Consider the following 25,445-nt stretch of genomic DNA (forward strand, 5'->3'; position numbering starts at 1 on the left):
GAGGGTCAGGGGCTTTCAGGGGAAATCGGTATCCAGAGCCGCGCTAGCGGGTCGTAGTGAAAGTCTGCAGGTTCTCCCGCCGCCAAAGTGCCGATCACTTGTTTCCAATCCTCCGGCTCACCGGGAATGAGGACGACCTTGCGCATCTGCTCCGCAAACCGCCGCTTGTCCTCATCGCTCAATTGCTTCCACAGGCTGAGCAGATCCGAGAACGCCTCCGGGATGCCATGGGCGGCAGGGGCATAGTAGAAGGAGATCCGGTAGTCCAAACCGCTGACGGGAAAGCGCCGGTTTGCCAATCCCCGGTAATTCTTCAGCAAGACCTCCGTGAGCCGGGGCTCGATCCCGGGGAGCTGGCGGATCTTTTCGTAGATGTCGAACCAAGGCTCTTGCTCCAGAAGTGCCGGATAGGTCCGGGGGTCTTCCAACATCGCCACCATGATCTGGCTGAAGGGGGCTTCCTTGATGCCTCCGGCTGTCGCCATCTGCAGGATCTGCGGCTTGGCATCCTCGACCCAGCCGCGACGGATCAGCACGTCGGGGATCCAGTTTCCATCGGGCTTTACGTTTTGTTCGAGCAATGCCGAGATCACTTCTCCCTTCCGTGATTCGGGGCAGGCCAATGCGATGGCAGTGCCTTCAGGGATGGAGGAGGGCTGCGTGTTGCTTGATCGTATGAGGAGCCGGTCGAGATATCGCGGCACGAAGTCGGCCATGTTCCTGCTCTCCCAGCCGGACTGATCCGACCAAGAGTAGGAGGCGATCATCCACTTCTCGAACTCCTGGAAGCTCGCCGTGGCTGGATCAGGTCGCTCCTCAAAAGGAGGCGGATCGAAGGAGTCCCGGACTTTCGGATCTCCCCACTCAAGGGTCAGTTGCAGGGGAAGGGGCTTCGTGTGGATTTCTTCCTCAGTCTTCGCGAGGTTCACCCTCTTGAGCAGCATGAAACGTGCATTGTCGTAGCCTTCGAGATCCCGCGAGCCGTTGCTGATTTGCCCGGTGATATAAAAGTAACGCATGGCAAGGATGCCGGGAGACAAGGACATCCGGCCTTGGTGAGAAGTCCACGCGATCCGCGCCATCCCCAGGGAGGGAAAATAAATTACCGGAGTCCAATCCAGCATCGGTATCTCGTCAGGGATCTCCGGGCCGCTGCTCCTCATCACCGTGCAGATATCCGCGATGGGCATGCGGTCTTCGACGTCGAGCCGGCGGATATGGATTTCCATGTCCTTCCTCTTGATCTGGACCGGATCTCCGAGGGGGACGTCGATGAGCTTCTCAAAGCGGAAGATTTTTCCATGGAGCGTCATTCTCAGGCTCGCATCGGCATGGCTTCCGAGCTCGATAGGAGTGAAGGTCTCGGCCAGCAACGCGCTGTCCGATAGCGAGCTCGGGCCGTCCCATTTGAGCTCCGATCTCTCCGGGGCCACAGCCGCGGTGAGCGCCTTCCAATCAGGAAGGGAATGATACATCGGTTCCCAAGGATTTGACTTAGGGGTCTCGCTAATCACCTGGTTTCCGGACAGCAGCTCGGACTTCGCTCCCGGCGTCCATGTGGCAAAGCATCCTTCCGGAAGCCCTGTCACCTCCAGTGACATGAGCATGCTCAATACGGGCGAGCCCACCGAGGTGCTGCTATTGGTGAAAGCTCCGCGCCCATAGGAGCTTCTACCGATGCTCCCTTGGAGCCGGTCATTCTTCACCTCGGCCCGCACCTGCCCGCTCCAGTCCGGCAGGCTTGCTTGCTGCATCTGTGGCAGGGGTGGCCTGGGTCGCGCGAAATGGCATGCGAGCAGGACCAGAAGGATCACGGTCGCAACCTTTTTCGCATGGGCCAGTTGTCTCGGGATGAAGATCACCAGCAGGGCGACGACAGCGGCCGCTACCCACAAGGGGACAAGGAGGTGAGGAGTCAGTGGTCCGGTATTGAGTAGGCTGCCGAACCACGATGGCCCTGGTGAAATCCTGAGGAGAAAGGGAAGAATCTGGAAGGATACGGCAATGGCGAACATGCCTGCTACCCAAGTCCACCAGCTCCCGCAGATGGCTCCGAAGAGCATCACCCCCGCGAGCTTCGGCAGATTTGCCATCGCTATGGTCCATCCCGCGGCGAGGGCGTCACTCAGGGAAAAACCGTGGACCAGAGGGATCGCAATGGAGACGACCGATAGCGGGATAATCAGGAACAACAGCAGCCCGCTACCTTTGGCCGCCGCGCTCTCCAACTTCCGTACCGGCTTCGCATCGGACCACATCCGGGAATGAAAACCCAAGCTGCCCGCCACCAGCAGGACGGCTCCCGTGGCTATCCAGCCGAAAGTGAGAAAGATCCAGTTCCTCACGACCGGAATCGCGCCATGCTTCTCTAGAATTCCGACCAGTTCGCTGTCGCTCCATCCCCGCGACCCTAGGCTCAAAGGCATCTCGAACTTCTCCGGTGAGAAACTCAAGGCAGGCCATGCGGCAAAAAGGAGCAATAGCCAGCAGGCGAGGATCAACCAGCGGAGCCGGTGCCAATCCGTCTTCAGGAGATGCAGGACGATGCGCAGGTTCATGACGAGTGGTTGTTAGGCTCCTGCATCCGCTTTCCCCGCACGCACCAGCGTGACGAAGAGTTCCCTCAGGCTGTAAGGCTGCACATCCGGCGGGGGGCAACCGGGGAAGACCCGCTCTGCCGCTTCTTGGAACCGCGCGGTTTCATGGGCGGTGTCCGCGAAGCGCAGCACTCGCCCGGAGGACTGCGGGGCGATCCACGTGTCCGGTAACAGGGGCAGATCACCGAAGTTTTCGGGAAGCAGTACCTCCACCCGGCGGTGCCGCGCGAGCAGGGACTCGGTACTTTCGTCCAGCAGGACCTTCCCGTGGTTCAGCATCACCACATGATCCGCCAGGCGATCCACTTCCTCGATATCGTGCGAAGATAGCACCACGGAAAAACCTTCCCCGCCCGCGAGTTCCAGCAGCCCCGTGATGAATTCATCCCGCACCAGCGGATCGAGCCCGGAGAACGGCTCATCCAGCACCAGCAGCTCGGGGCGGTAGGCCAGCGCGGAAATGAGCGCCGCCTTCATCCGCTGCCCTCGGGAGAGGTGCTTCAATTTCCGGTCACCCGGCAGCGCGAACTGCTTGCGGAGTTCCCGCTCCAGATCTCCATCCCACTTCGGATAGAGCGGGCGGCACCACCCGAGAAATTGATCCACCGTCATCCAGTCCGGCAGCTCCATGCCTTCCGCCACGTAGCCGATGCGTGCGAGTTCCGCCGGGCCGATCTTCCGGGAATCCGCGCCCAGCACCCTCGCTTCGCCGCTGGAAGGACGCACTAGGTTCAGCGCGATCTTCAGCGCCGTGGATTTTCCTGCGCCGTTCGGCCCCAGCAGCGCGGTGATTGATCCCGCGGGTACGCGGAAGCTCGCGTCCTTCAGCGCGTTGGAGCGGCCGAAGCGCCGGCTGACCTGATGGAATTCTAACAACGAGTTCATAGGCATCGCAGATTCAGTCTTCGGAAAGGGTTCGCCGCAGCGCTTCCTGGGTTTCCTCCGCGCTCAAGCCCAGCAGGCCCGCTTGGCGGATAAGGTCGCGGCAGGCGGGGAGGAGTTGGGAAATCAATTGCTCCCGTGAGGATCCGGCTGGCTTCACCACCACCATTCCCGCTCCCGGCCGGGTCGCCAGGAAACCCGCGTCGCGAAGCTCGAGCACCGCCTTGTGCGCCGTGGTCGGGGAAATCTTCAATTCCTGGGCCAGCACCCGCACGGAAGGGAATTTCTCCCCCGGAGCCATCTCGCCGGTCAGCACGGCCCGCTGTACCGCCTTGACCAATTGGTCGGAGACCGGAACGCCGTCGAGGAGATGGAAACGGAAAGGAAGCATGTCAACTGTATCAGTATGACTGATACAGTTGGGTCCTGAAGGCAAGCGGATTTTTTGAAGTTCCTCCTGCCCTGCATCTGCCGGACTTCCTTCGGCTTAGTAGAAGAAAAGACTCCAGATCGTCCCGCTGCACCCGGAGATCCACAGGATCAGAGACAGCGTGCTGCCCCACGAAAAGATCCGGTAAGACGGCACAAGTCCCCACCACCAGCGGAAGTGAGCGAAGGCGGCGGCACCGAAATGACAGAGCGCCAGCCACTTCGCGGCGGTTCCGTGGATCTGGTCCCAGCCCCCGCGACGTTCCGGTATGTAGAACAACTCCCTCTCAAACCCCAGCTGCGCGTACCAAGCCAGCGCGATCGGTAGAACGATACCAAGTAGGATCATCTTCACCCGCCCTCCACTGTCGGGTGGATAGGAAAGGTCCTCAATGCCTAGGCTGTTGTCGGGCTCGTGTCCTTGCATGATCGATCGCGGCGCACCTATTGCTCTCAGGGCCCGCGGTGAATGAAAAAAGCCGTGTCGCGATTGGAGTCGCTCACCCGAGGGTCAGCGTCACCGGACAATGGTCCGACCCCGTGATATGGGGCAGGATTTCCGCGCTCTTTACGCCGCCGATCCCGTTCGGGCTCACGCCGAAATAGTCGATCCGCCAGCCCACGTTTCGCGCGCGGGCCCCGCCACGCATGCTCCACCAGGAGTAGGCATCCTTCTTGTCCGGGTAAAAGTGGCGGAAGGTATCGTGGAAGCCGCTCTCTAACAGCATTCCGAAGCCTGCTCGCTCCTCGTCGCTGAAGCCCGCGCTCTTCCGGTTGTCCTTCGGTCGCGCGATGTCGATTTCCTGGTGCGCCACATTGAGATCCCCACAGAAAATCACCGGCTTCCCGGTCTTCGCCAAGCCTCCGAGGTAAAGTCGGAATGCCTCATCCCACTCCATGCGGTAAGGCAGGCGCCGTAGCTCATCCTGGGCATTCGGCGTGTAAACGTTCACCAGATGGAAGTCCGGATACTCCAGTGTTAGCACGCGCCCTTCCTTGTCGTGATGATCGATCCCCATGCCCCTGCGCACGCTCAGCGGCTCGTCGCGCGTGAAAACGACCACTCCGGAATAGCCCGGTTTGTCCGCGGAATTCCAGTAAGAGCGATAGCCGCCGAACTCCAGCGGCAGGGCCACTTGCTCTTCCCGTGCCTTGGTTTCCTGCAGGCACAGGATTTCCGGGTGCTCGGAAGTCATGAACTCCGGCAGGCCTTTGCCGAGTGCCGAGCGGATGCCATTTACGTTCCAAGAGATGAGCTTCATGGCCGGAAGCAAAGCGGGCAGGGCAGGGGTGGGGGAAGTTAAAAGAAAGGTAGGAATGAGTGCCCCGCCCGTTTGGTAGAGCCATTTCAACTTTCTGAATCGCGGCCTCCCGGGAGCGGTATCCACATCGCGAAAAACAGAAAAGCCGCACCCCGTTCGGAGTGCGGCTTCTCGTGAAGAGCGAAGTGCCGATTAGCGCTTGGAGAACTGGAAGCGCTTGCGGGCACCGGGGCGACCGGGCTTCTTGCGTTCCTTCATGCGCGGGTCGCGGCGAAGCAAGCCGTGCGGCTTGATGACCTTGCGGAGCTCGGCGTCGAAGATCGTGAGTGCACGGGCCACGGCGAGGCGGATCGCACCGGCCTGGCCGTGAACGCCACCGCCGGAAGCGGAAACGACCACGTCGAACTTGTTCAGCAGATTGGCGTGCTGGAAGGGAGCCAGAACGGTGTTCTGGAGGGGCAGCGTCGGGAGGTATTCCTCAAAGGAACGACCATTGATGACGATCTGTCCGCTGCCTTCGGTCATGCGGACGCGGGCGACGGCATTTTTGCGGCGGCCGGTCGCGCTGAGATTCTTGGCTTCGCTCATGTCAAAAAGAGTTCGGGACTACCGGTTCCGGTTCAGGCGATTTCGTAGGCCTGAGGCTGTTGGGCTTCGTGCGGGTGGGACTCACCGGCGTAGACCTTCAGCTTGCCGTATTGGGCGCGACCGAGACGGTTCTTGGGGATCATGCCCCAGACGGCGTTCTCGACCAGCAGCACCGGGCGGCGCTTGCGGACCATGCGTGGGGTTTCCACCTTCTTGCCGCCGACGTAGCCGGTGAAACGGGTGTAAATCTTGTCGTGCTCCTTCGTGCCGGTAAGGACGACCTTGTCCGCGTTGATCACCACGACGAAATCGCCGGTGTCGATATGCGGGGTGAAAATGGGCTTGTGCTTGCCGCGGAGCAGGCGCGCAGCTTCGACCGCGACTTGACCCAGGACCTTGTCCTTGGCGTCGATCACGTACCAATTGCGCTCGATGTCGGTCGGCTTGGCGGAAAACGTCTTCATGTTGGAACCGGAATTGCCCGTCGCCTTCCCGGAGTTGGCGTCCAGAGGCGGAGGGGCGCGCAAGCTAGTGAGCCGCCCAAACGGTGTCAATCGGAAATCAGCGGGAACTTTTCGGGCGTGGAACGTACCGTGTGGAACTCCGGGGCTCCTGACCCGGTCCCTACCCCGGCTTTAATCCTTTTCCGAGGGGGCACACAAGGTGCTGTTATCTCCCTCCCTAGCTTGTGGCAGCAGCCTTTCTTTCCTTGTGGAGAAAGGGCCGGCTGCCCATGATTTTCCTACACGGTCCTCTCCCCCATGGCAGATTCACTGACCCAACAGCCTTTTTTCGATACTCTCGGGCAGCCCGCCGCCCCGCATGCCCCCGGGGTGAATGCCGCCGCCACAGCCCGCATGGAACGGGTGCTGAAGTCTCCCGTCGACGCCCCCGGCCGGGGCATCCTTCTCCGCGCGCCCCGCGCCGGCTACGGGAAGACCCACTTGCTTTCCCACGTCCAGCAGCGCTTGGGCAGCTCCCACGAATTCCTTCCCCTGACCCCGCTTGATGGCTCTCGCACGGATGCTGCTGGCGCGATCGAGGCCGCGCTCCGCCGCCTCACCCGTCCGCTACCTGCCGGCGGAGGACTCACGAATCTGGATCTGCTCGCACGCCGCCTCTTCTCCTTGGCTCTCCAGCCACTGGTCACTTCAGGTGAGGTTCCCTGTCAGGATCGCGAGGCCGCGCTGTCCGCTCTGCGCCAGCGGCCGGTGGAAACCTTCGATTTCCATCACTCCCAGGCTGTCACCGCGCATTGGACGAAGGAGAATTTCGAAGTGCTGGGTCCTCGCCTCGCGCTGGAGCTTAGCCGTCGCACCGGAGTCTCGCTGAATGAGGCATCCTTCTGGCTCGCTTCGTTCTTCCGCTTCGCTGTTGCCGTGCCGGAGCACCCGGGCCGCACCGGCATGATCATTCAGTCCGCCGTGACCGAGGCCGGGGTGGAGCGCTATGCCGCCTTGCTCGCCCTGCTTTCCCTTATCAGCCGCGTCGCCGTGACAGCGGATGATCTGGAAGGCATGCATGCCGAGCCTACCTCGGCCCTGCGCTTTGCCAGCTTCCTTGCGTCCGTCCGTCAGGATGCGCCACGCGTCGATCTCATCGTCTCGCTGAATGACGACATTTGGGAGAGCGCCTTCGTTCCCGCACTCAGCGGCGGCTTGCTCGATCGCCTTGGCGAGGTCGAGATCCGCCTGGAGCCCTTGGATGAAGCTTCCGCCTTCGCCCTTCTCGAAGCCCGTCTCCCGCAGGACTCTGCCCACCTTGCGCACAAGCTGGCCCTCGCCCCGGGGGAGTTTTATGCCCGCCGGGTCCTGAAAAAAGCCTCCGAACTCGCGGAAGAACAGGATGGCGCTCCGGTTCGTCTGCTTGCGTCGGAATCGATCGCCGAGCCGGTCACCGTCGTCACGGTCGCCAGTGCAGCCTCCGCCGCGCCGGCCATGGAGGATTCCTTTGTCTCGTCACTCCGGGAAGAAGACGCGGGTGTGCCGCCCATCGAGGAGTCCGTCTTCGTGGAGACACCGGTAGAAGTCGTGCCGCCGCCGCTCCATCAGGGTTCGACTCCACCTCCGATCCCGCCTTCGGCCGTTTCCTTGGAACCGGAGCCCGGGATCGAAGATGAATCCGTTTCTCCTTTTTCGGAGAAGAGGGAAGAGTCTGTTGAAAGTTTCTCCCCGGCGGAGCCCGTGATGGCGGTGGAGACCCCGCATTTCCAGCCCTCCCAATCGCCTTTCCAAGTGGCAGAGCCCGAAGTTGCTGTTGCCTCCGGGGAGAATCCCGAGCCGGTGGGCGCCAGTTCCGGCGGCGACCGCATCGATGATTTACTCCGCCAATTCCGCGAGCGCTACGGTCGCGAATAAAATGAAAGAAGAGTGAGGAAAGTTTCTATTTTTCCCTTGCCAGTGAAGCTTGGGTAGTCCCATCTTCCGCCCGCCCCGGTTCCCGGGGTTGGTTTCCTAAATTCCGGTGTAGCTCAGCGGTAGAGCGGGTGGCTGTTAACCACTAGGTCGTAGGTTCGATCCCTACCGCCGGAGCCAATTTTCAAAGGCGCATCCTTCATGGTGCGCCTTTTGTATTTCCGGAGTTGTGATCCGGTGCATTGCGGCTACTCCTCTGACGGAGGAAAATGTCGCCTCAACCCGGTAACTCCTACTTTCCGACCACGCGTTGGACGAGAGTGCTGCACATGCTTGCCAAGGACGATGAGGTTGTCCGCAGGGAGGCACTCGCCCAGTTGTGCCAGGATTACTGGTATCCGCTTTATGCTTTCGCACGGAGGCAAGGCCGCAGCCAGGAAGATGCCGAAGATCTTGCGCAGGGTTTCTTCATCCATGCGTTGGAGCATGAGGTCTTCAGTTTGGCGGATCGCAATCTGGGGACCTTGCGGACTTTTCTCCTCAAGATCTTCCAGCGTTACGCCAGCGATGTCCGGGACCGTGAACGGGCCCAGAAGCGTGGCGGGGGGCGCGAGCACCTGCCACTTACCTTTGAGGATGGCGAGGAACTCTACTCACGAAATCTGAGCAGCGATGAAACACCGGAGCTGCTCTACGATCGCGCTTGGGCGCAGTCACTCCTGCGCATAACGCTTGCTTCTTTGGAGGAAGGCGAACGTAGCGCGGGACGCGGTGATCAGTTCGAAGCTCTCCGTTCCTTTCTCTCTCCGGACTCGGTTGCAGATCGTGACTACGAGGCTGCCGGAAAGGCCTGCGGGCTCAGCGCGGAGGCGGCACGACAAGCTGTCAGCCGTCTCCGGAAGAAGTTCCGCGTTTGCCTCCGCGAACAGATTGCGGCCACCTTGCACGAGCCGGACGACGCCCGCATCGATGAAGAACTCGGTGCGCTCAAGGTAGCCTTGCGTGGATAGCGAAGGATGATTCTTTCCTGAACCGGAGCCACGCGGCTCTCTCTCCCATGCCTCAGGATCAAAGCAGCGGTCGATGGCATCCCGAGACCCGGGAGGAAGAGCTCGCTTTGCTTGGTCTCGGCTTCGGCGTGCCGGAGGAAGATGAAAATGAGGACGAGCCGGCGGAGCATGTCCTCGAAGAGCCCGGCGAATGGGTCGGTCGCTACCGCCTGATCTCCCTGCTCGGGAGTGGTGGCTTCGGAAACGTCTGGCTGGCAGAACAGACGGAGCCGATTCGGCGGAAGGTAGCTCTGAAGCTTATCAAGCCCGGGATGGATAGCCGGGAGATCATCGCTCGATTCGGCGCGGAACGTCAGGCACTGGCCCTGATGGATCATCCCCATATCGCCCGGGTGCTTGATGCGGGGACGACCAAAACCGGGCGGCCCTACTTCGTGCTCGAATTGATCCGCGGTGAACCGATCGTCACGCGTTGTGATGAGCTGAAGCTCGGGCTCCGGCAGAGGGTCGAACTCCTGATCGAAGTTTGCCAAGCGGTCCAACACGCCCACCAGAAAGCGATCCTGCATCGTGACCTGAAGCCATCGAACATTCTCCTCGCAGAACAAGACGGCAAGATTGTGCCGAAGGTGATCGACTTCGGCATTGCCAAGGCACTCGGCGCGGATGCCGATGACATGTTTCGCTCCAGCCTGCTTCTTACCCGGGCCGGCGTTGTTGCCGGGACACCGGATTACATGAGCCCAGAGCAAGCGGGTAGCACGCCGGACGTGGATACCCGCAGCGATATTTATGCGTTGGGCGTCATCCTTTATCAGCTCCTGACGGGCACCACGCCGCTGGCATCACATGGGCAGCGTCTGGCCGTCGATGAGATGTTCCGCGTGATCCGGGAGCAGGAGCCGCTGCGGCCGAGCCTGTGTGTCGGCAAGGCTCCGGACAATGTCGCGGATTTAGTCGCAGGACAGCGGAGAACCGATGCCGCGCGGCTTGTTCGATCGCTTCGTGGTGACCTCGATTGGATCACGATGAAGGCGCTCGAGAAAGATCGCCAGCGCCGCTATGAGACGGCAAACGCGCTGGCCTCGGATCTCCAAGCCTACCTTGAGCAAAAGCCCGTCACGGCTGCGGCCCCCACGTGGACCTATCGCTGCGGGAAATTTGCCCGCAGGAATGGGCCCGCTTTGGTCGCGGGCTTTCTCATCCTTCTCGCCTTGGTCTTGGGCACGGTCATCAGCATTTCACAAGCCCGGCGGGCGGAAGCTCATCGCAAGGAAGCCGAGGAGAATCTCAAGGATGCCGACGAGGCGGTGGAGACCTTCCTGAGTGCAGCGACGGCCTACAAGGAGCTCGGCGACCCCAAGTTTGAGGGTTTAAAGATCCACTTGCTGCAAAGGGCGACCTCCTTCTATGAAAAAGCGAGTGCTCGGAAAGGGAATGCTCCTGAGATCCGTTCCCATCGCGCATGGGCCCTGGGCAGGCTTGGCATCCTGTATAATGAGATCGGAGAACGGAAGAAGGCCATCGCTGCGATCCACGCCGCAGAGGAAATAGATCGTGGCCTGGTGGCGGATTTTCCGGATGAAGTTCATTATGCTCATTCGGCTGCGATGCGGGCCCATAACCTGTCCGTGATCCTGAGAAGCGTTGGCGAAAGTGAAGCTGCGGTCGCGATGACGGATCGGGCAGTGGGGATCATGGAAGAGCTCTACAGGAAGGATCCGAAGGGCCGGGATGTCCGTCGTAATCTGGCTTTGGCTCTTCATTCTTTGGCAAATTCCCAGCAGGAACGGGGACATCTTGAAGAAGCCTCGGCCTCGTTTCAGCGGGCTGTGAAGGTTCAGGAGGAGGCTCAGGCTGAGAGCGGTGAACTTCGCGAGATGCTGCAGCTCGCATTTTTGAAAGCCCGGACCGCGGGGTTCCTCGATGAACAGGAAGATCGCGGCAAGGCGGACAACATGTATCGCGAGGCGCGGAAGATTTATCGGGAGCTGGTCCGGAAGAACCCCGATGAAAAAGATCTCAGGACCTCTCTCGCCCATCTGGAGGTGAAGCATGGCAAGCTCCTTTGCCGGATGGAGAATTTGGAGGAAGGGGTGCCCGCCCTGCAGAGAGGTGCGGATGCCTTCGGTGTCCTTGCCTTGGATTTTCCCCGGGAACACATCTATCTCAATCACGAGGGGGTGTCCCGTTTGGAGTTGGCAAACGCCCTCCGGAAATTAAAGAGGAATGCCGAGGCTTCGGCCGCATTCGATCAGGCAATCAAATGCTTCGACAAATTTTCGGTGGATTCTTCCAACGGCTCGCACCGTGATTCCTACATCGCGGCTCTAACGGAAAATTCCTCTCTGAAAGAAGAGGCGAATCAGATGGCTGATGCCGAGAAGCTTCTGGCCCGCGCTTTGGAACTCCGGGGCAAGGATTTCGAACGTGAGCCCGACAAGTGGCGGAGTCACTTGAAAGGGCAGCTTGAACGGCTTTTTGAAATCCAACTGAAGCTTGGGGACTACCAGGCGGCCTATTCTTCCACTTGGCAGGTCGCGCGGCTCGCGCCCGAACAGTGGGAAAATTGGGAATGGGCCGCGTCCGCCTTTGTTCGGTCCCTCAAGGCTTTCGGTGGTGATCGTACCACGAGTTCCGTCGGCGAAGCCTATAAGAAGGAGTCCGTAAGAATGCTCAGGCAAGCGGTGGCGAACGGCTACGAGGGGATCGGAAGTTTTTGCAAGACGAGGGACATCCCGGTCTTGGGAGAGCGGGCCGACTTCCAGGCCCTGCTTCGTGAAAAACCGGGGCGATTCAGTGATCTTGGGGATGTGGAAAGTGTGCTCGAACGAATGCCCGCGGGTTTCACCTTCAACTATCCTTTCCCGCCGGACCCCGGAAAGAGAAAGTGGGTAAGGAAAGGCACGACTTGGACTGAGACTCATCCTGATGGCGGCAGCAAGGGATATTCAGTCTCCCGCAGTCTCATGGTCGATGGGGTTTCCGGGACCGAGTTGAGGGATAGGGATGGCATGACCCTTTTTGTTCCCTTTCGCGGAGGTGATCCCATGGACCTTCTGATGAAGCGTCCCAATGGTACCTGGTTCAAGCTCGGTGGCATTCTGGAGGTGGAGTGACTTTTCAAGCGGGCCCGAGCTCCGCCTCCCGGTGGAGTACCGCAAGTGAGCGATGGTGGCTGCCGTGATCCCTCGAATGGGGACCACTGCCATAGCTTCCGGAAAGCTGTCACCTTGTTATACCTCGGGCAAAGCGCTCACGCGCCGTCGGTGGGAAAGGGGCGCCTGTTATTTCCCTGTTATAACAGGCGGAACAGGCAGCGCTCCGCATGGGGTTTTCAGGGTTCTTAACCGGGTGTTTCTGGCGGGGACCATAAAAAACAGTGCTGGCCTCCCGCGAGGCACTCAGACCGCCGCAACTCCATTGTCACACCGCGAAAGCACTTCCGTAAGCACGGATTGAAGCGCCGTCTTCACGGATCGCCGCCAGCGCTCCGATGAAAGCCGGTCTCCTCAATCCAACATCAAACCAATACTACGATGAACACGGGAAATGGAAACGGAAACGGAAGTGCCTCGCACGCGATGAAGATCGTTGTGATCGGTGGCACCGGCCTCATCGGCTCGAAGGTCGTGAAGAATCTCCGCGACAAGGGTCACGAGGTGATTGCCGCCGCGCCTTCCTCAGGCGTCAACACGCTTACCGGAGAAGGCGTGGCAGAAGCCATGAAAGGAGCGCACGTTGTTGTCGATGTCGCGAACTCTCCATCTTTCGAGGCCCGCGCGGTTCTGGAGTTCTTCGAAACTTCCGGTCGCAATCTCCTGACAGCGGAAGCCGCTGCAGGCGTGAAGCACCACGTCGCGTTGTCGGTTGTCGGCACCGATCGCCTGCAGGCGAGCGGTTACTTCCGCGGCAAGCTCGCTCAGGAAAAGCTGATCGAGTCTTCTCCGGTCCCATATACGATCGTTCGCGCGACCCAGTTCTTCGAGTTTGCGGGTTCGATCGCCAAGTCGGCCACCGAAGAAGAAGACGCGGTGCGCCTTCCCCCGGTCATGATGCAACCGATGGCATCCGACGACGTTGCAGCGGCACTTACCGATTTGGCTCTGCATGATCCCCTTAACGGCATGATGGAAATTGCCGGGCCTGAGCGGATTCGTCAGGACGAAATGGTGAGGCAATACCTCGCCGCCAATGGCGAGGAAAGGAAAGTGGTTGCGGATCCGCAAGCCCTCTACTTCGGCGCCGCCGTGGACGATATGAGCCTGACGCCTGGCACGAATCCGCGGGTTGGCGCCGTGCACTATGAGGCCTGGCTCGCGCAATCGGTCCGCAAGGGACAACCGCAAGCGTCGGCGACCGCGCTCGCCAAACGTTGAAAGGGGATACGGCTATGAAGACCAAAGCAAGCAGCCGGGCCTGGGGGATCGCGTTCTTCGTGATGGCATCGATCAATGCCCTGTTCCTTTTCGGAAACGGGCTGGTGATGCTTCTCGCGCCAAAGACTTGGTATCGCACGGTTCCCGGGGTCACGCACACGGGTCCCTTCAACCAGCACTTCGTCCAGGACATTGGACTCATCCAGATGGCGCTTGGCTTGGCCTTCGGCATTGGAATGTTCCAGCTCATGAGCCGCTTTGCATTGTGGACGGCGGCCACGGTCTGGCTCTGTGCCCATGCCATCCTGCACTTCTGGGAAGTGGCTGTTGGCATCTGTCCTCCGTCAGTGATCGTCCAGGATTTTCCGGCCGTCACGCTGCCAGCCCTGATCGGGATCGTCCTCTCTATCTGGTCGTCCCGCAGCAGGCCTTATCTTGACGCCTGAGATCCTATGTCTGGCCCGGCTCATGACTCTGCGCGGTCGTGAACCTCCATAGGTTCGCGGCCGCGACGGAAACCTTCGCACTATGAAAACAGATTCATCATCCAATCGCTCGCCGAAGATGCCACCGCCGAAAACGGCAGCGGACACCACGCGCCGGCACTTCCTCTCCACCGTGGCAGGCACCGCTTTTGTCACGGGGCTTTCCACTCCGCCTGAAGCCAAGGCCTCTGCTCTGGCTCAAGTCCAACCTGCATCAAAGAACGCAAACAAGCTCATGAACACTATCACCACTAAAGACGGCACCACCATCTTCTATAAGGACCTTGGACCTAGGAACGGTCCGGTCGTCACCTTCAGCCACGGTTGGCCCCTCTGTTCCGACGCATGGGATCCCCAGATCTTCCACATGGCCTCCCATGGCTTCCGCTGCATTGCCCACGATCGCCGTGGTCACGGCCGTTCGAGTGAATCCTGGGAAGGAAACACCATGGATCAATACGCTGACGATCTGGCGGAGCTCTTTGAGAGGCTCGACGTCAAGAAGGCAATCATGGTCGGACACTCCACCGGTGGCGGTGAAGTCGCACGTTTCATCGGCCGCCACGGCACGAAGCGCGTCTCGAAAGCGGTTCTTGCGGGAGCGGTGCCGCCGATCATGTTGAAGACGGAGGCCTACCCCGAGGGCTTGCCGATGGAACTCTTCGACGGCCTCCGCCGGGATTACCTCGCCAACCGCGCCCAGTTCTTCCTCGAGTTCGCTGGGGGACCTTTTTTCGGCTTCAATCGCCCCAGCGCGAAGCTCTCCCCTGGTCTCGTCCAATCCTGGTTCATCCAAGGCATGATGTCCGGCTACAAGAGCGCCTACGATTGCATCAAGGCCTTCTCAGAAACTGACTTCACGGAGGACCTGAAGAAAATCGATGTCCCCACGCTCATCGTTCACGGCAGCGACGACCAGATCGTCCCCATCAAAAACTCCGCCCTTCTTTCTTCGAAGCTGGTGAAGAACTCCAAGCTGCTCATCTACGATGGCGGTAGCCACGCCGTCGGTGATACGAGTATGCAGCGCTTCAATGCCGACCTCCTGGCCTTTGCCAAAAGCTAAGCCTTGTTCCCTGGCAAGCTTCCGGACTGTCCGCGTTCCCTCCCTGCGGGGAGTCCGGGAGCCTTCACTCCTTCGCGAAACTCACCCAAGCACGATCATCGATGTCGAAAGGAATCGACTGGCCTGTCGCCCATCGCGCCGCCGCATCAGACGCCTCCGGCCAGATTCCCTTCGCCCAATCGGGTGCATCCCGCTCCCAAGTCACTTCATTGGGGAAGTAGACGTGAAGCGAGCCCATCGTGATTTCCACCGTGAAGCGGTGCCCATCCACGAATCCATCCAACTCCTCTTTCCAACGGATATTGAAGGTGAAGTTCTTCATGGCGGTTAGTGTTCAGGACAGAGGCAATCACTGATACCCCAGCCAGGGGCCCAGCCACTTCTCCGCTTCCTCCACGCTCATGCCCTTGCGGTGGGCGTAGTCTTCCACTTGGTCCTTCTGGATCTCAGAGATCGCGAAGTAATGGCTTTCCGGATGGCTGAAGTAGAGACCACAGACGGCGGCTCCGGGATGCATCGCACAGCTTTCCGTAAGCTCCACGCCGGTTTTCTCCGAAGCCCCTAATAGGTCAAAAAGGATTGGCTTCTCGGTATGGTCCGGCTGGGCCGGGTAGCCCGGAGCGGGGCGGATGCCGCGGTAAAGTTCCTTAATTAGCTCGTTGGCGCCGAATTCATTCGGCCGCTCGTAGCCCCATGCAACGCGCGCGCGGTGGTGAAGCAACTCGGCGAAAGCTTCTGCCAGGCGGTCTGCGAGCGCCTTTGCCATGATCGCATTGTAAGGATCGTGCTCTTTCTCCAGCTCCGCAGCCCATTCGTCCGCGCCATGGATGCCGACCACGAAGCCGCCGATGTAATCTTTTCCAGCTCCCTGCGGTGCCACGTAGTCGGACAGCGCCTCGTTCGGCTTGCCGCTGTCCTTCTTGATCTGCTGCCGTAGCGAGTGAAAGCGGGTCTGCTCTGTGCTCCGGGACTCGTCCTTCCAAACGATGACATCGTCCCCATCCGCGTTCGCCGGGAAGAATCCATAGATCCCTCGCGCGAGGAAGCGCTTCTCCGCGATGATCTTTTCCAGCAGCTCGAGGGCCTCGGAATGGAGCTTCGCAGCTTCCTTCGCGCCTTCCTCGTTCCGGGTTTTCAGCACCCCGGCGTCACGATCCCACACGCCGCGCAGCTCCCATGCGTGGAAGAAGGGCGTCCAGTCGATGTAGTCCACCAGTTCCCTCAGCGATTGGTTTGCGATCGTCCGCGTGCCGGTGAACTCAGGCACCGGAGGCGTGTAGCTTGACCAATCGGTCAAGCGGCCTTGGGCCCGGGCCTCGACGATACCCACCGTTTCCTTCTTCGGGCCGCCGGTGAAGGCCTCACGCGCTTTCCGATGCCGCTCGTTGTTCTCGGCGATGAAGCTTTCCTTCTGGTCGGGCGAAAGCAGGGAAGTGGTCACCGGCACCGAGCGCGAAGCATCAAGCACGTGGACCACCGGGCCCGAGTAATGCTGGGCGATCTTCACCGCGGTGTGCGTGGAAGAAGTGGTTGCACCGCCGATCAAGAGCGGCAGCTTGAAGCCGCCCTTCTCCATCTCCTTGGCCACATGGATCATCTCGTCGAGCGAGGGCGTGATAAGACCGGAAAGCCCGATCACGTCCGCGCCGATCTCCTTCGCCTTCGCAAGGATCTTGTCGCATGGAACCATCACGCCCATGTCCGTCACTTCGAATCCATTGCAGGCGAGCACCACGCCCACGATGTTCTTGCCGATGTCGTGCACGTCGCCTTTGACGGTGGCAATGAGGAAGCGTCCCGCGGAACGGCGCCGCCCGGCGAGAGCAACGGCCTCCTCTTGTGACATGGAGGGATTTTCCGCTAGGATGCCCGCGATGTCTTCCGCGAGGAATTCCGCCTTCTCCGCTTCCATGAAGGGGGTCAGCCATGCGACCGACTTTTTCATCACGCGGGCACTCTTCACCACCTGCGGCAGGAACATTTTTCCCGCGCCGAAGAGATCGCCGACCACACCCATGCCGTCCATCAGCGGGCCTTCGATCACCTTGAGCGGACGGCCATACTTCAGGCGCGCTTCTTCGGTGTCCTCGTCGATGAATTTGTCGATGCCCTTCAGCAGCGCGTACTCGAGGCGTTTTTCCACGGACGCCTCGCGCCAGCTGAGGTCTTCCTCCAGCTTCTTTCCACCCTGGCCCTTGAAGCGCTCAGCGAATTCGAGCATGCGCTCGGTGGCATCAGGCCGACGATTCAGTAGCACGTCTTCCACGTGCTCCAGCATCTCCTTCGGAATCTCGTCGTAGACCTCCAGCATGCCGGCATTCACGATGCCCATATCCATGCCCGCCTTCGTGGCGTGATACAGGAAGGCGGAGTGCATGGCCTCGCGCACCACGTTATTGCCGCGGAAAGAGAAGGAAATGTTCGAGACACCGCCCGAGACTTTGGCGTGGGGCAGGTGAGTCTTGATCCAGCGGGTCGCGTTGATGAAATCGAGAGCATAGTTGTTGTGTTCCTCGATTCCCGTTGCGACGGTCAGGATGTTCGGGTCGAAAATGATGTCCTCCGGCGGGAAGTCCACCTTGTCCACCAGCACCCGGTACGCGCGCTCGCATATGCGGATCTTCTCATCGTAAGTCGCCGCTTGTCCGTTTTCATCGAAGGCCATCACGACGGTCGCCGCGCCGAAGCGACGGATGTGCCTCGCCTGTTGGATGAACTTCTCCTCGCCTTCCTTCAGGGAGATCGAATTCACGATGCCCTTGCCCTGCAGGTATTTAAGTCCTTCCTCGATGATCTCCCATTTCGAGGAGTCCACCATGATTGGGACCTTCGAGATTTCAGGCTCGCTCTGCACCAGTTGGAGGAAGCGCGCCATCATCGCCTTGCCGTCGATCAGGCCGTCATCGAAGCAGATATCGATCACGTTGGCACCGCTCTCCACCTGCTGGCGGGCGATCTCGAGCGCTTCATCGAGCTTTCCTTCACGCACCAGCTTCGCGAACTTCGGCGAGCCGGCGACGTTCGTGCGCTCGCCAATCATCAGGAAGTTCTTGTCGGGCGTATGATTGTACGCTTCGGAACCGGAAAGCCTGAGAACTCGGGGAATGGTGGACATGGGAAGGAAAGGGGAGATTCAGTTTTCCAGAACGGGCACTTCGCGCGGGGCGACGCCTTTCACGCCTTCGGCGATGGCAGCAACGTGCTCGGGAGTATTGCCGCAGCATCCGCCTGCGAGATTGAGCAGGCCATCCAAGGCAAACTCCTTCATGTAGGCATTCATGTGCGGCGGCTCCAAGTCGAAGCCGGTTGGAGCCAAGGGATTTGGCAAGCCGGCGTTCGGATAGCAGGAAATGTGGGTCGCAGAGACCTTCGCCAGTTCTTCAAGATGCGGCTTCATCAGGTCCGGGCCCAGCGAGCAATTCAAGCCAACCGCCAGCGGGTTCACGTGGGCGACGGCGTTCCACATAGCCTCCACTTTTTGCGCGGAGATCATCGTTTCGCCACCACGGCCCACGGCCGCGCTGACAATGATCGGCAGCTTCAGGCCATCGGCATCGAAGACTTCCTGGATCGCGACCAAGGCTGCCTTGGCATTGAGTGCATCGAAGATCGTTTCCACCATCAGGATATCGCAGCCGCCCTCGATGAGCGCTCGCACCTGGCGGACGTAGTCTTCCTTGACCTGATCAAAGGTCACGGTGCGGAAGCCCGCATCATTCGCATCTGGCGAGGTGCTGAGAGAAACCGTAAGCGGTCCGATGGCACCGGCCACATAGCGTCTGATGCCGGTGTCGCTGCCGATGTTGTCCGCCCACTTCCGGCAGAGGCGGGAGGACTCCACGTTCAGTTCCCAAGCAAGATCACGGAGCATCGGGTTCTCGATGATCTTCTGGAAGAACTCCGGATCCTTGATCCCACCGTGCTCCCGCGGGTCATCGATGAAGAATTCGCTCTGGGCGATCGAGGTCGCGGAGAAGGTATTCGTTTCGCAAATGTCCGAGCCCGCTTCGTAGAAGCGCTTGTGGATGTCTCCGATCACATCCGGCCGCGTGATGGAGAGGATATCGCCGTTATTCAGCAGGTCCTTTTTGGAGTCCGCGAAGCGCGGCCCCCGCGCGTCAGTTTCGTTCAGGCCGTAGGTGCGGATGGTCGTGCCCATTGCGCCGTCCAAGACGAGGATGCGGTGGCGGAGGGCTTGCTGGAGTTCGGCCGTAGGGTCGGGGCGCGGCATGCCCGCAGGCTAGGACTGGTCAACGAATTCGCAAGAGACAAATCGTCATATCAGGATGTGTTGATGGGTGGTATTTGCGCCGAACTTTGATTGGGTGTGGCGTGATTGGATGTTTTATTGTGCATTTTTTGACTAATAATGCAATTATTCTTCCAAGGTGAAAGATTTTGACTACGGGTGTCTGAGTGAAGCTCATGTTCTCCTCTCTTAAAGTGGTTTTGGTGACTGTTTTGGCGGTCTCCGTCTGCCACGCCGAGATCCCCGCTGATTTCGGTGCGATAACCAGCGGAACGCAGTCCCAAGCGATCGCCTCGCCCGGAACCTCCGGTACAGTGGCTCCCTTTGGCGCGGCCTCATTTCCCATCCTTTTAGGTACGGCTGCTCCGATGCAGGCTCCCGCCGCCGCAGGGCGCTATGGCGATAGCTATGACCCGGCCGCAGCCCGCGCAGTCGCCTTTTCCCACACGGGCTTCTTTGACACGGCCGCAGGTCCTCGCAGCACCCTCTTCACGAATGCCATCCTGTGGGCGAGCAAGCAGGCTGCTCCGGTTGGGGTCACCGTTGCCATCGCGGGCAATGCAGTGTCCTCCTCCTTTATCTCAGGGCTGGGCTACACGACCACCACGGTGGGCACGAATCTCACGGCGGCAAATCTTAGCTCCGTCCAAGTGCTGGTTCTCAGTGCCCACTCGAATTTCACCGCGAGCGCGGTGACCAATATCAAGAACTTCGCAGCGGCGGGCGGAGGCATCGTGATGACCTCTACTCCTTGGGCTCTGGGCTCGAGCAACTACGCCAACGCGAACTCCATTCTCGATTCCTTCGGGCTCTGCTACAGCTTGGACTACTCGGACGACTCCTCCTGGACGGTAGCGGCTACGGCCTATCCGGCCTTCCAATCCGCGCTGCCCGCAGCAGATGCCCTGATCGCTGACAAGGAGGGCACGGCGGTGATGACGGCTGCGAACAGGAGCGCCGCGGCCAATGCCATTTTCCAGGTCACTCAGATTCGCATCGATATCGCGGCACTCGCCACCAAGCTTGCCCTGCTCAGCGACGCCGCCCACTACGGCATGATCGCGCCCACGGCGGCGGCTCCCATCAATACCACCAGCAAGCCGGTGGAGAAAATGCTCGCGAGCTACCAGTCGAAGACCTTCGACCAACTCACACCCTCAGAGCTTTTTGTCCATCCGAGTGCAGCGGATTTCCCGGGGCTGCCAGCGGCTGGTGCTAGCACCGTCACGAAGACGGTGACGATCAACGGGAATACGCCCACGGACTTCTACATGAACCAAGGGGGACGACCCACCCGTTTCGAGACCGGCCTCTACGCTGCGCCAGGTGCCACGGTCACCATCACCATTCCCGGCGATAAGACCTCCCAAGGCATCCAGGCCCACATCTCGCCGAATGGCAGCCAGGATAGCACCTTCAACATCACAAACTGGACCTTCTTTCCGAAGCTCTGGCGTCGTATCGATCTCACCCAGGAATCCACCGGGACCGGCCACGTCTTTGGCGGCCTCATCACGCTGTTGGTCCCGCCAGGAAAAAATCTCGGCAATTTCAATGTGACCATTAGCGGTGCGATTGAGGCACCGGCTTTCGTGCTCGGCCAAAATACGGACCCGGAATGGAATGCAACGCTAAAGAATAATCCTGCTCCCTACGGCTATATCCAGAATAGCAAGCTCACCATCTACGTGCCGAAGACCCAGCTCGCGGCGATGAATAACCCCGAGGCCGTGACTGCTTATTGGAAGCAGGTCATGGACATTGCGGACGAGTAATATGGTTATACGAATTACCGGAAGCGTGGGGAAGCCATCGCCACCGCGCGATATGTCGCCGCAGGTGCTGCCTACGCCAGCTATCCGATCGAGGCAGGGTGGGGGACCGGCTCCGACGAAATGTTGAACGGTGCCCGCCTTAATGGCCATTGGGGCAACTATCACGAGCTCGGGCACAATTATCAGGACATCTTCGATAGCGCTTTCGTCATTGCGCTGAGCGCAGAGGTGGATGTGAACCTCTTCCCGGGCATGATCTACACGCTGCTGCATGATCGCACGGCGTGGGATGGTGCCCACTCGACCTATGATGCCAGCAGCCGCCTGCCAAAGCGGGAGCAGTTCCTGGCGCTAGCCGACGCGGAGCGGACCTGGCAAAAGGCCCACGATATCGCCCCGGTCGCCTACGACTTCTACTTCAATCTCTCCGAGGCCTTCGGCTGGCAGGCATACAAGACGATGCTCTCCCGGCTGATGCGTTACCTGCAGAGCCCGGGCAGCGCAACGGATGCGGCCTTGAATGCTCTCAGCAGCAGTGATCCGAACTTCAAGCGGAACCGCTTCTACATGCTGATGTGCGATGCCACCGGTCGAAATCTGGATACCTACTTCCAGCGCTACGGCCTCGGCAAGGTGGGCGCGGGCCAAGAGATCACACAGTCCGTGAAGGACGCCATCGCCGCGAAAGGCTATCCGGTTTGGACGGACAACACCTCGATCGACTCACTCTCCACGCCAGCCAATCTTCATGTGGGCGAGGATGCTTCACCCGGAACGGAATTCTATCAATTCATCGCCATGGATGCCGAGGAGCCTGGCACCATTTTGTGCAATCGCTCGACCGGTGTGCTTGAGGAACGTTGGACGGGTGCCTCCATGGCCGGCAATCCCTCGGTCACGAATACCTTTAGTGCCTTTACTTCCGGTCAGAATGCCGCGGAGAACTACATCCGCCGCGTTTCCGGTTGGTTGGTTCCGCCTGCAAGCGGTGTTTATACCTTCTGGATCGCTTCTGATGACGGGAGCACGCTTTTCCTGGGCAGCGATGAAAAGGAGCCCGGCAAGCAGGCGATCGCCAGCGTTTCGGGCTACACCGGCTTTCAGGTGTGGACCTCATCATCCTCACAAAAGTCCGTGCCCATTTTCCTGCAGGCGGGACGCGCCTACTACATTGAAGCGGTGCAGCAGGAAGGTGGCGGTGGCGACCATGTCTCGGTGGCATGGCAGGGTCCGGGGATCGCCCAACAGGTCATCCCGGGAACGGTCCTGATCCCGCGGAACGCGACAACGGCTTTCCCGTCATCCGGCACTTTGCCAGCGATCACAATCACCTCCCCGGAGGAAGGTGCCTTCCTTTTCGTGCCCGGGACCTTCCCGATCACTACTAGTCTGGATGAGAACACGCTGACGATCACCAAGGTCCAGTTCTTCGATGGCGAGACGCTCCTCGGTGAAGACAGCACGGCACCGTATTCGCTGGATTGGGTGAACCCCTTGGCTGGCACCCATGCCTTGCGCGCCCGCATCGCGCACACGGCGGGAACGGTGGATTCAAATGCACGCCTCGTCACGGTTGCGGCGGCGGGAGCTCCTATTATTTCGCTCGATAGCCCGCTCGCAGCAGAGATCTCGATTCCTGGGAATGTCGGCTTGGTCTTGGAATCGACGGTCCTTGATGACACGCCCGCCACCCTGTCGGTGACGTGGAGCAAGTTCAGCGGTCCCGGGGCGGTAAACTTCCAGAACGCTTCGTCGGAAGATACCACGGCGATTTTCTCGGCACCCGGTGACTACGTCCTGCGTCTCACGGCGAGCGATGGAAACTTGGAGTCCACGAAAGATCTAACAGTCCATTCCGGAGTCACGCCGGTACAGCTGATCAATGCGGACATCAACGCGCCGCGGGCTGGCAGCGGCAGCTTGTCGGATGGCGTGGTTACGGTTTCGGGCGCAGGCAACGACATCTACGGCTCCGGCGACCAGTTCCACTTTTACTACACGGAAGTGACTGGTGACTTCGATTTCCGGGCACGTCTGGCGAGCAAGACGATCAGCGCTACCGGCGCGCATACCGCTCTGATGGCTCGCCAGAGCCTGACGGCGAACTCGATTCATGCCGCCGTCTCCCAGGAAGGCACGGGCAGCACGTACTTGATGCAGCGGGCGAGCACGGGCGGAAGCACCACAATCAATATCGGCAGTGCCGTCACGAACACGCCGCCGACCTGGATGCGCCTGGCTCGCAGCGGCGATAGCATTCGCGGCTACATCTCGGACGACGGCGTGACCTGGACAGAGAAGGGGCCGATCACTCCGGCGCTGCCAAGCACCGTGCTGCTCGGCTTCGCGGTTTCGAATTCTGAAGCAAGCAACAGCGCCGCGCTCAATGTTGCGACTTTCGACAGTATCAGCGGCCTGCGCAGCGGAAACGTCGGAGCAGTCGTCGCAGCGGGTCCCGATCAAAACATCACCGTCCTCCAGGCGGCCTTGACCGGAAGTTCGACCGATGACGGTCAGCCAAACCCACCGGGTGTTTTGAGCACGCGTTGGACGAAGATCAGCGGTCCCGGCACTGTTGATTTTACGAATGCGAACTCCCTCGTGACGAATGTGAACTTCTCCATGGCGGGTAACTATGTCCTGCGTCTCACCGCGGACGATGGGCAGGTGAAGACCTTCGATGATATCTTCATCACGATGCCTTCCGCTTTCGGTTCATGGCGCACCGCGAAGTTCGGCGCGCTGGCGGGAGACCCATCTGTTTCGGGGCCGGATGCGGACCCGAACGGCAATGGTCTCGCGAATCTGGCGGAGTATGCCCTCGGCACGGACCCGCTGGCTGAGGGCTCGGGAAATGTGCTCCGGAGCGAAGTAGAAAACGACCGTCTCAAGCTTAGCTTCACCCGTGATGAGGCGGCTACGGATGTGACAATCACCGTGCAAGCCAGTGATGCCCTCGAGGGGACATGGACGGATCTTGCTCGGAGTGTGGCCGGAGCGCCCTTCGCGCCTCTGCAAGCCGGGATCAGTGTCCAGGAGAACGGAGGCGGTCCCGTGGTGGATGTCGTCTTGGTCGATGCCTACGCCATCAGCGATCCCGCCCAGCCGCGCCGCTTTTTGCGGGTGCTAGTGACTGAAGATTGAAACAGGGATCGATGTGGATCTCCCCAAGAGGAGGAGCCCTCAACTTCGACATTGAGCGCCGGGCCTCCGCGGCCCAATGTTGGAGTGTAGATCCTCCGCCATGAACCGTCGTGCATCCCTCAAGCTCGCCGCCGCAGCTGGCATGGCTGCCTCCTCATCTTCCATTCTTGCTCAAGAAAAGCCCCGGCCTCTCAGGATACTTATCCTCGGCGGCACCGGGTTCACCGGACCCTACCAAGTCCGTTACGCGCTGTCGCGAGGTCATAAGATCACCCTCTTCAATCGTGGCCGCCGGCCCCAGGACTGGCCCGCCGAAGTGGAGGAACTCACCGGAGACCGCGACAAGGGCGACCTGAAATCCCTCGAAGGCCGAGAGTGGGACGTCTGTATCGATAATCCCGCAGGCCTACCCTCGTGGGTGCGCGATGCCGGTAAGGTGCTTGCGGGAAAAGTGAAGCACTACGTCTTCATTTCTACCGTCTCCGTCTATCGCGACAGCTCGAAGCCGGGGCGGGATGAATCCACGCCGCTCGAGAACTACGAAGGTCCCGATGCGATGGCCGAGACCCGCCAAACCCTAGGTGCGAACATGGCTCTTTACGGCCCTCTGAAAGCGGAGAGTGAGCGCGAGGCGGAAAAACAATTTCCCGGCATCACCACCATCATTCGTCCCGGCCTCATCGTGGGCCCGGGTGATGAAACCGACCGCTTTACCTATTGGCCGGTGCGTATCGCAAAAGGCGGTGAAATCCTTGCGCCTCCCGCGGATGACCCGGTCCAGGTCATTGATGCCCGCGACCTCGCGGAGTGGACCATCCGCATGGTGGAGCAGCGGACTTTAGGCGTCTTCAATGCCTGCGGTCCGGAAAAGGAGCTCGGCATGGGCAAGATGCTGGAGGAGATCCGCAGCGGGGTGAAGCCTGAGGCGAAGCTGGTCCACGTCACCACGGAGTTCCTGCAGAAGCAGAAAGTGATGCCGTGGGGAGATCTTCCCTGCTGGGTGCCGGGGCAGGGAGATAGCGCCGGCTTCTCCCGCACCAGCAATGAGCGTGCGGTAAAGGCTGGTCTCACCTTCCGTCCTGTCGCAACGACGGCGGCAGATGCGCTTGCGTGGTTTAACAACCAGCCGGCAGAACGGAAATCCAAGTTCCGCGCGGGGCTCACCGAGGAACGCGAAGCTGAGGTGCTCAAGGCGTGGGGAGAGAGGAAATGATCCCGTCGGCTC

General features: G+C 60.3%; 18 protein-coding genes, 1 tRNA gene and 1 pseudogene. 10 read left to right on the top strand and 10 right to left on the bottom strand.

All coding sequences use genetic code 11. The annotated features are described in order from the left end of the window. Window positions 1-5 precede the first annotated feature (5 nt). From HHL09_RS18000 to rplM, 7 genes are all read right to left on the bottom strand, one after another. Window positions 6-2,558, bottom strand: a complete 2,553-nt coding sequence (locus HHL09_RS18000; protein ID WP_169456018.1) for a hypothetical protein — start codon at window positions 2,556-2,558, stop codon at window positions 6-8. 12 nt (window positions 2,559-2,570) lie between these two features. Next, complete coding sequence (locus HHL09_RS18005) at window positions 2,571-3,482, bottom strand: ABC transporter ATP-binding protein (RefSeq protein WP_169456019.1); 912 nt, start codon at window positions 3,480-3,482, stop codon at window positions 2,571-2,573. A gap of 13 nt (window positions 3,483-3,495) precedes the next feature. Then, entirely contained in the window at window positions 3,496-3,870 is a 375-nt protein-coding gene (locus HHL09_RS18010) for a GntR family transcriptional regulator (protein ID WP_169456020.1), read from the bottom strand. Window positions 3,871-3,966: 96 nt separating this feature from the next. Further along, window positions 3,967-4,335, bottom strand: coding sequence for a hypothetical protein (locus tag HHL09_RS18015; protein ID WP_169456021.1), 369 nt, complete (start codon window positions 4,333-4,335; stop codon window positions 3,967-3,969). Window positions 4,336-4,408: 73 nt separating this feature from the next. Beyond that, the gene (locus tag HHL09_RS18020) at window positions 4,409-5,170 is read right to left on the bottom strand and encodes an exodeoxyribonuclease III (RefSeq protein WP_169456022.1); all 762 of its coding nucleotides are present in this window, start codon (window positions 5,168-5,170) and stop codon (window positions 4,409-4,411) included. A gap of 192 nt (window positions 5,171-5,362) precedes the next feature. After that, entirely contained in the window at window positions 5,363-5,758 is a 396-nt protein-coding gene (rpsI, locus tag HHL09_RS18025) for a 30S ribosomal protein S9 (protein ID WP_169456023.1), read from the bottom strand. A gap of 32 nt (window positions 5,759-5,790) precedes the next feature. Continuing rightward, window positions 5,791-6,222 (bottom strand): 50S ribosomal protein L13, encoded by a 432-nt coding sequence (gene rplM / locus HHL09_RS18030; RefSeq protein ID WP_169456024.1) that lies wholly within the window; start codon window positions 6,220-6,222, stop codon window positions 5,791-5,793. A 297-nt stretch (window positions 6,223-6,519) separates the two neighbouring features. Here rplM and HHL09_RS18035 point away from each other — a divergent pair, with 297 nt between their 5' ends. From HHL09_RS18035 to HHL09_RS18065, 7 genes are all read left to right on the top strand, one after another. Further along, window positions 6,520-8,115 carry a hypothetical protein gene (locus HHL09_RS18035; protein ID WP_169456025.1) on the top strand — a complete coding sequence of 532 codons (1,596 nt, stop codon included), beginning with the start codon at window positions 6,520-6,522 and terminating at the stop codon, window positions 8,113-8,115. 102 nt (window positions 8,116-8,217) lie between these two features. Beyond that, window positions 8,218-8,292 (top strand) — tRNA-Asn (locus HHL09_RS18040). 89 nt (window positions 8,293-8,381) lie between these two features. Then, a complete protein-coding gene (locus HHL09_RS18045) occupies window positions 8,382-9,122 on the top strand; it encodes an RNA polymerase sigma factor (protein ID WP_169456026.1) in 741 nt (246 codons plus the stop codon). A gap of 47 nt (window positions 9,123-9,169) precedes the next feature. Next, window positions 9,170-12,241, top strand: a complete 3,072-nt coding sequence (locus tag HHL09_RS18050; protein WP_169456027.1) for a serine/threonine-protein kinase — start codon at window positions 9,170-9,172, stop codon at window positions 12,239-12,241. 465 nt (window positions 12,242-12,706) lie between these two features. Continuing rightward, window positions 12,707-13,501 carry an SDR family oxidoreductase gene (locus HHL09_RS18055; RefSeq protein WP_169457798.1) on the top strand — a complete coding sequence of 265 codons (795 nt, stop codon included), beginning with the start codon at window positions 12,707-12,709 and terminating at the stop codon, window positions 13,499-13,501. A 14-nt stretch (window positions 13,502-13,515) separates the two neighbouring features. Further along, window positions 13,516-13,947 carry a hypothetical protein gene (locus HHL09_RS18060; RefSeq protein WP_205760879.1) on the top strand — a complete coding sequence of 144 codons (432 nt, stop codon included), beginning with the start codon at window positions 13,516-13,518 and terminating at the stop codon, window positions 13,945-13,947. A gap of 274 nt (window positions 13,948-14,221) precedes the next feature. After that, entirely contained in the window at window positions 14,222-15,052 is an 831-nt protein-coding gene (locus tag HHL09_RS18065; protein ID WP_169457800.1) for an alpha/beta fold hydrolase, read from the top strand. 64 nt (window positions 15,053-15,116) lie between these two features. Here the strand turns inward: HHL09_RS18065 and HHL09_RS18070 are convergent, their stop codons facing one another. From HHL09_RS18070 to HHL09_RS26590, 3 genes are read right to left on the bottom strand one after another with little or no spacing between them, the layout of a single operon-like run. Continuing rightward, complete coding sequence (locus HHL09_RS18070; protein ID WP_169456028.1) at window positions 15,117-15,374, bottom strand: hypothetical protein; 258 nt, start codon at window positions 15,372-15,374, stop codon at window positions 15,117-15,119. A gap of 27 nt (window positions 15,375-15,401) precedes the next feature. Beyond that, window positions 15,402-18,167, bottom strand: a complete 2,766-nt coding sequence (gene metH, locus HHL09_RS18075; RefSeq protein WP_240963658.1) for a methionine synthase — start codon at window positions 18,165-18,167, stop codon at window positions 15,402-15,404. Between the two features lie 18 nt (window positions 18,168-18,185). After that, a complete protein-coding gene (locus HHL09_RS26590; protein WP_240963659.1) occupies window positions 18,186-19,283 on the bottom strand; it encodes a homocysteine S-methyltransferase family protein in 1,098 nt (365 codons plus the stop codon). Window positions 19,284-20,572: 1,289 nt separating this feature from the next. On the opposite strand from HHL09_RS26590, the pseudogene HHL09_RS26720 reads away from it, so the two are divergent. From HHL09_RS26720 to HHL09_RS18090, 3 genes and pseudogenes are all read left to right on the top strand, one after another. Next, window positions 20,573-22,585 (top strand): annotated as a pseudogene (locus HHL09_RS26720) (M60 family metallopeptidase); the annotation flags it as partial. Between the two features lie 36 nt (window positions 22,586-22,621). Then, window positions 22,622-24,220 (top strand): PKD domain-containing protein, encoded by a 1,599-nt coding sequence (locus tag HHL09_RS18085; protein WP_484509219.1) that lies wholly within the window; start codon window positions 22,622-22,624, stop codon window positions 24,218-24,220. 100 nt (window positions 24,221-24,320) lie between these two features. After that, window positions 24,321-25,433 (top strand): Rossmann-fold NAD(P)-binding domain-containing protein, encoded by a 1,113-nt coding sequence (locus HHL09_RS18090; RefSeq protein WP_169456031.1) that lies wholly within the window; start codon window positions 24,321-24,323, stop codon window positions 25,431-25,433. The last annotated feature ends 12 nt before the right edge of the window (window positions 25,434-25,445 follow it).

Origin of the sequence: Luteolibacter luteus (assembly GCF_012913485.1) — a bacterium.
Lineage (GTDB): Bacteria > Verrucomicrobiota > Verrucomicrobiia > Verrucomicrobiales > Akkermansiaceae > Haloferula > Haloferula lutea.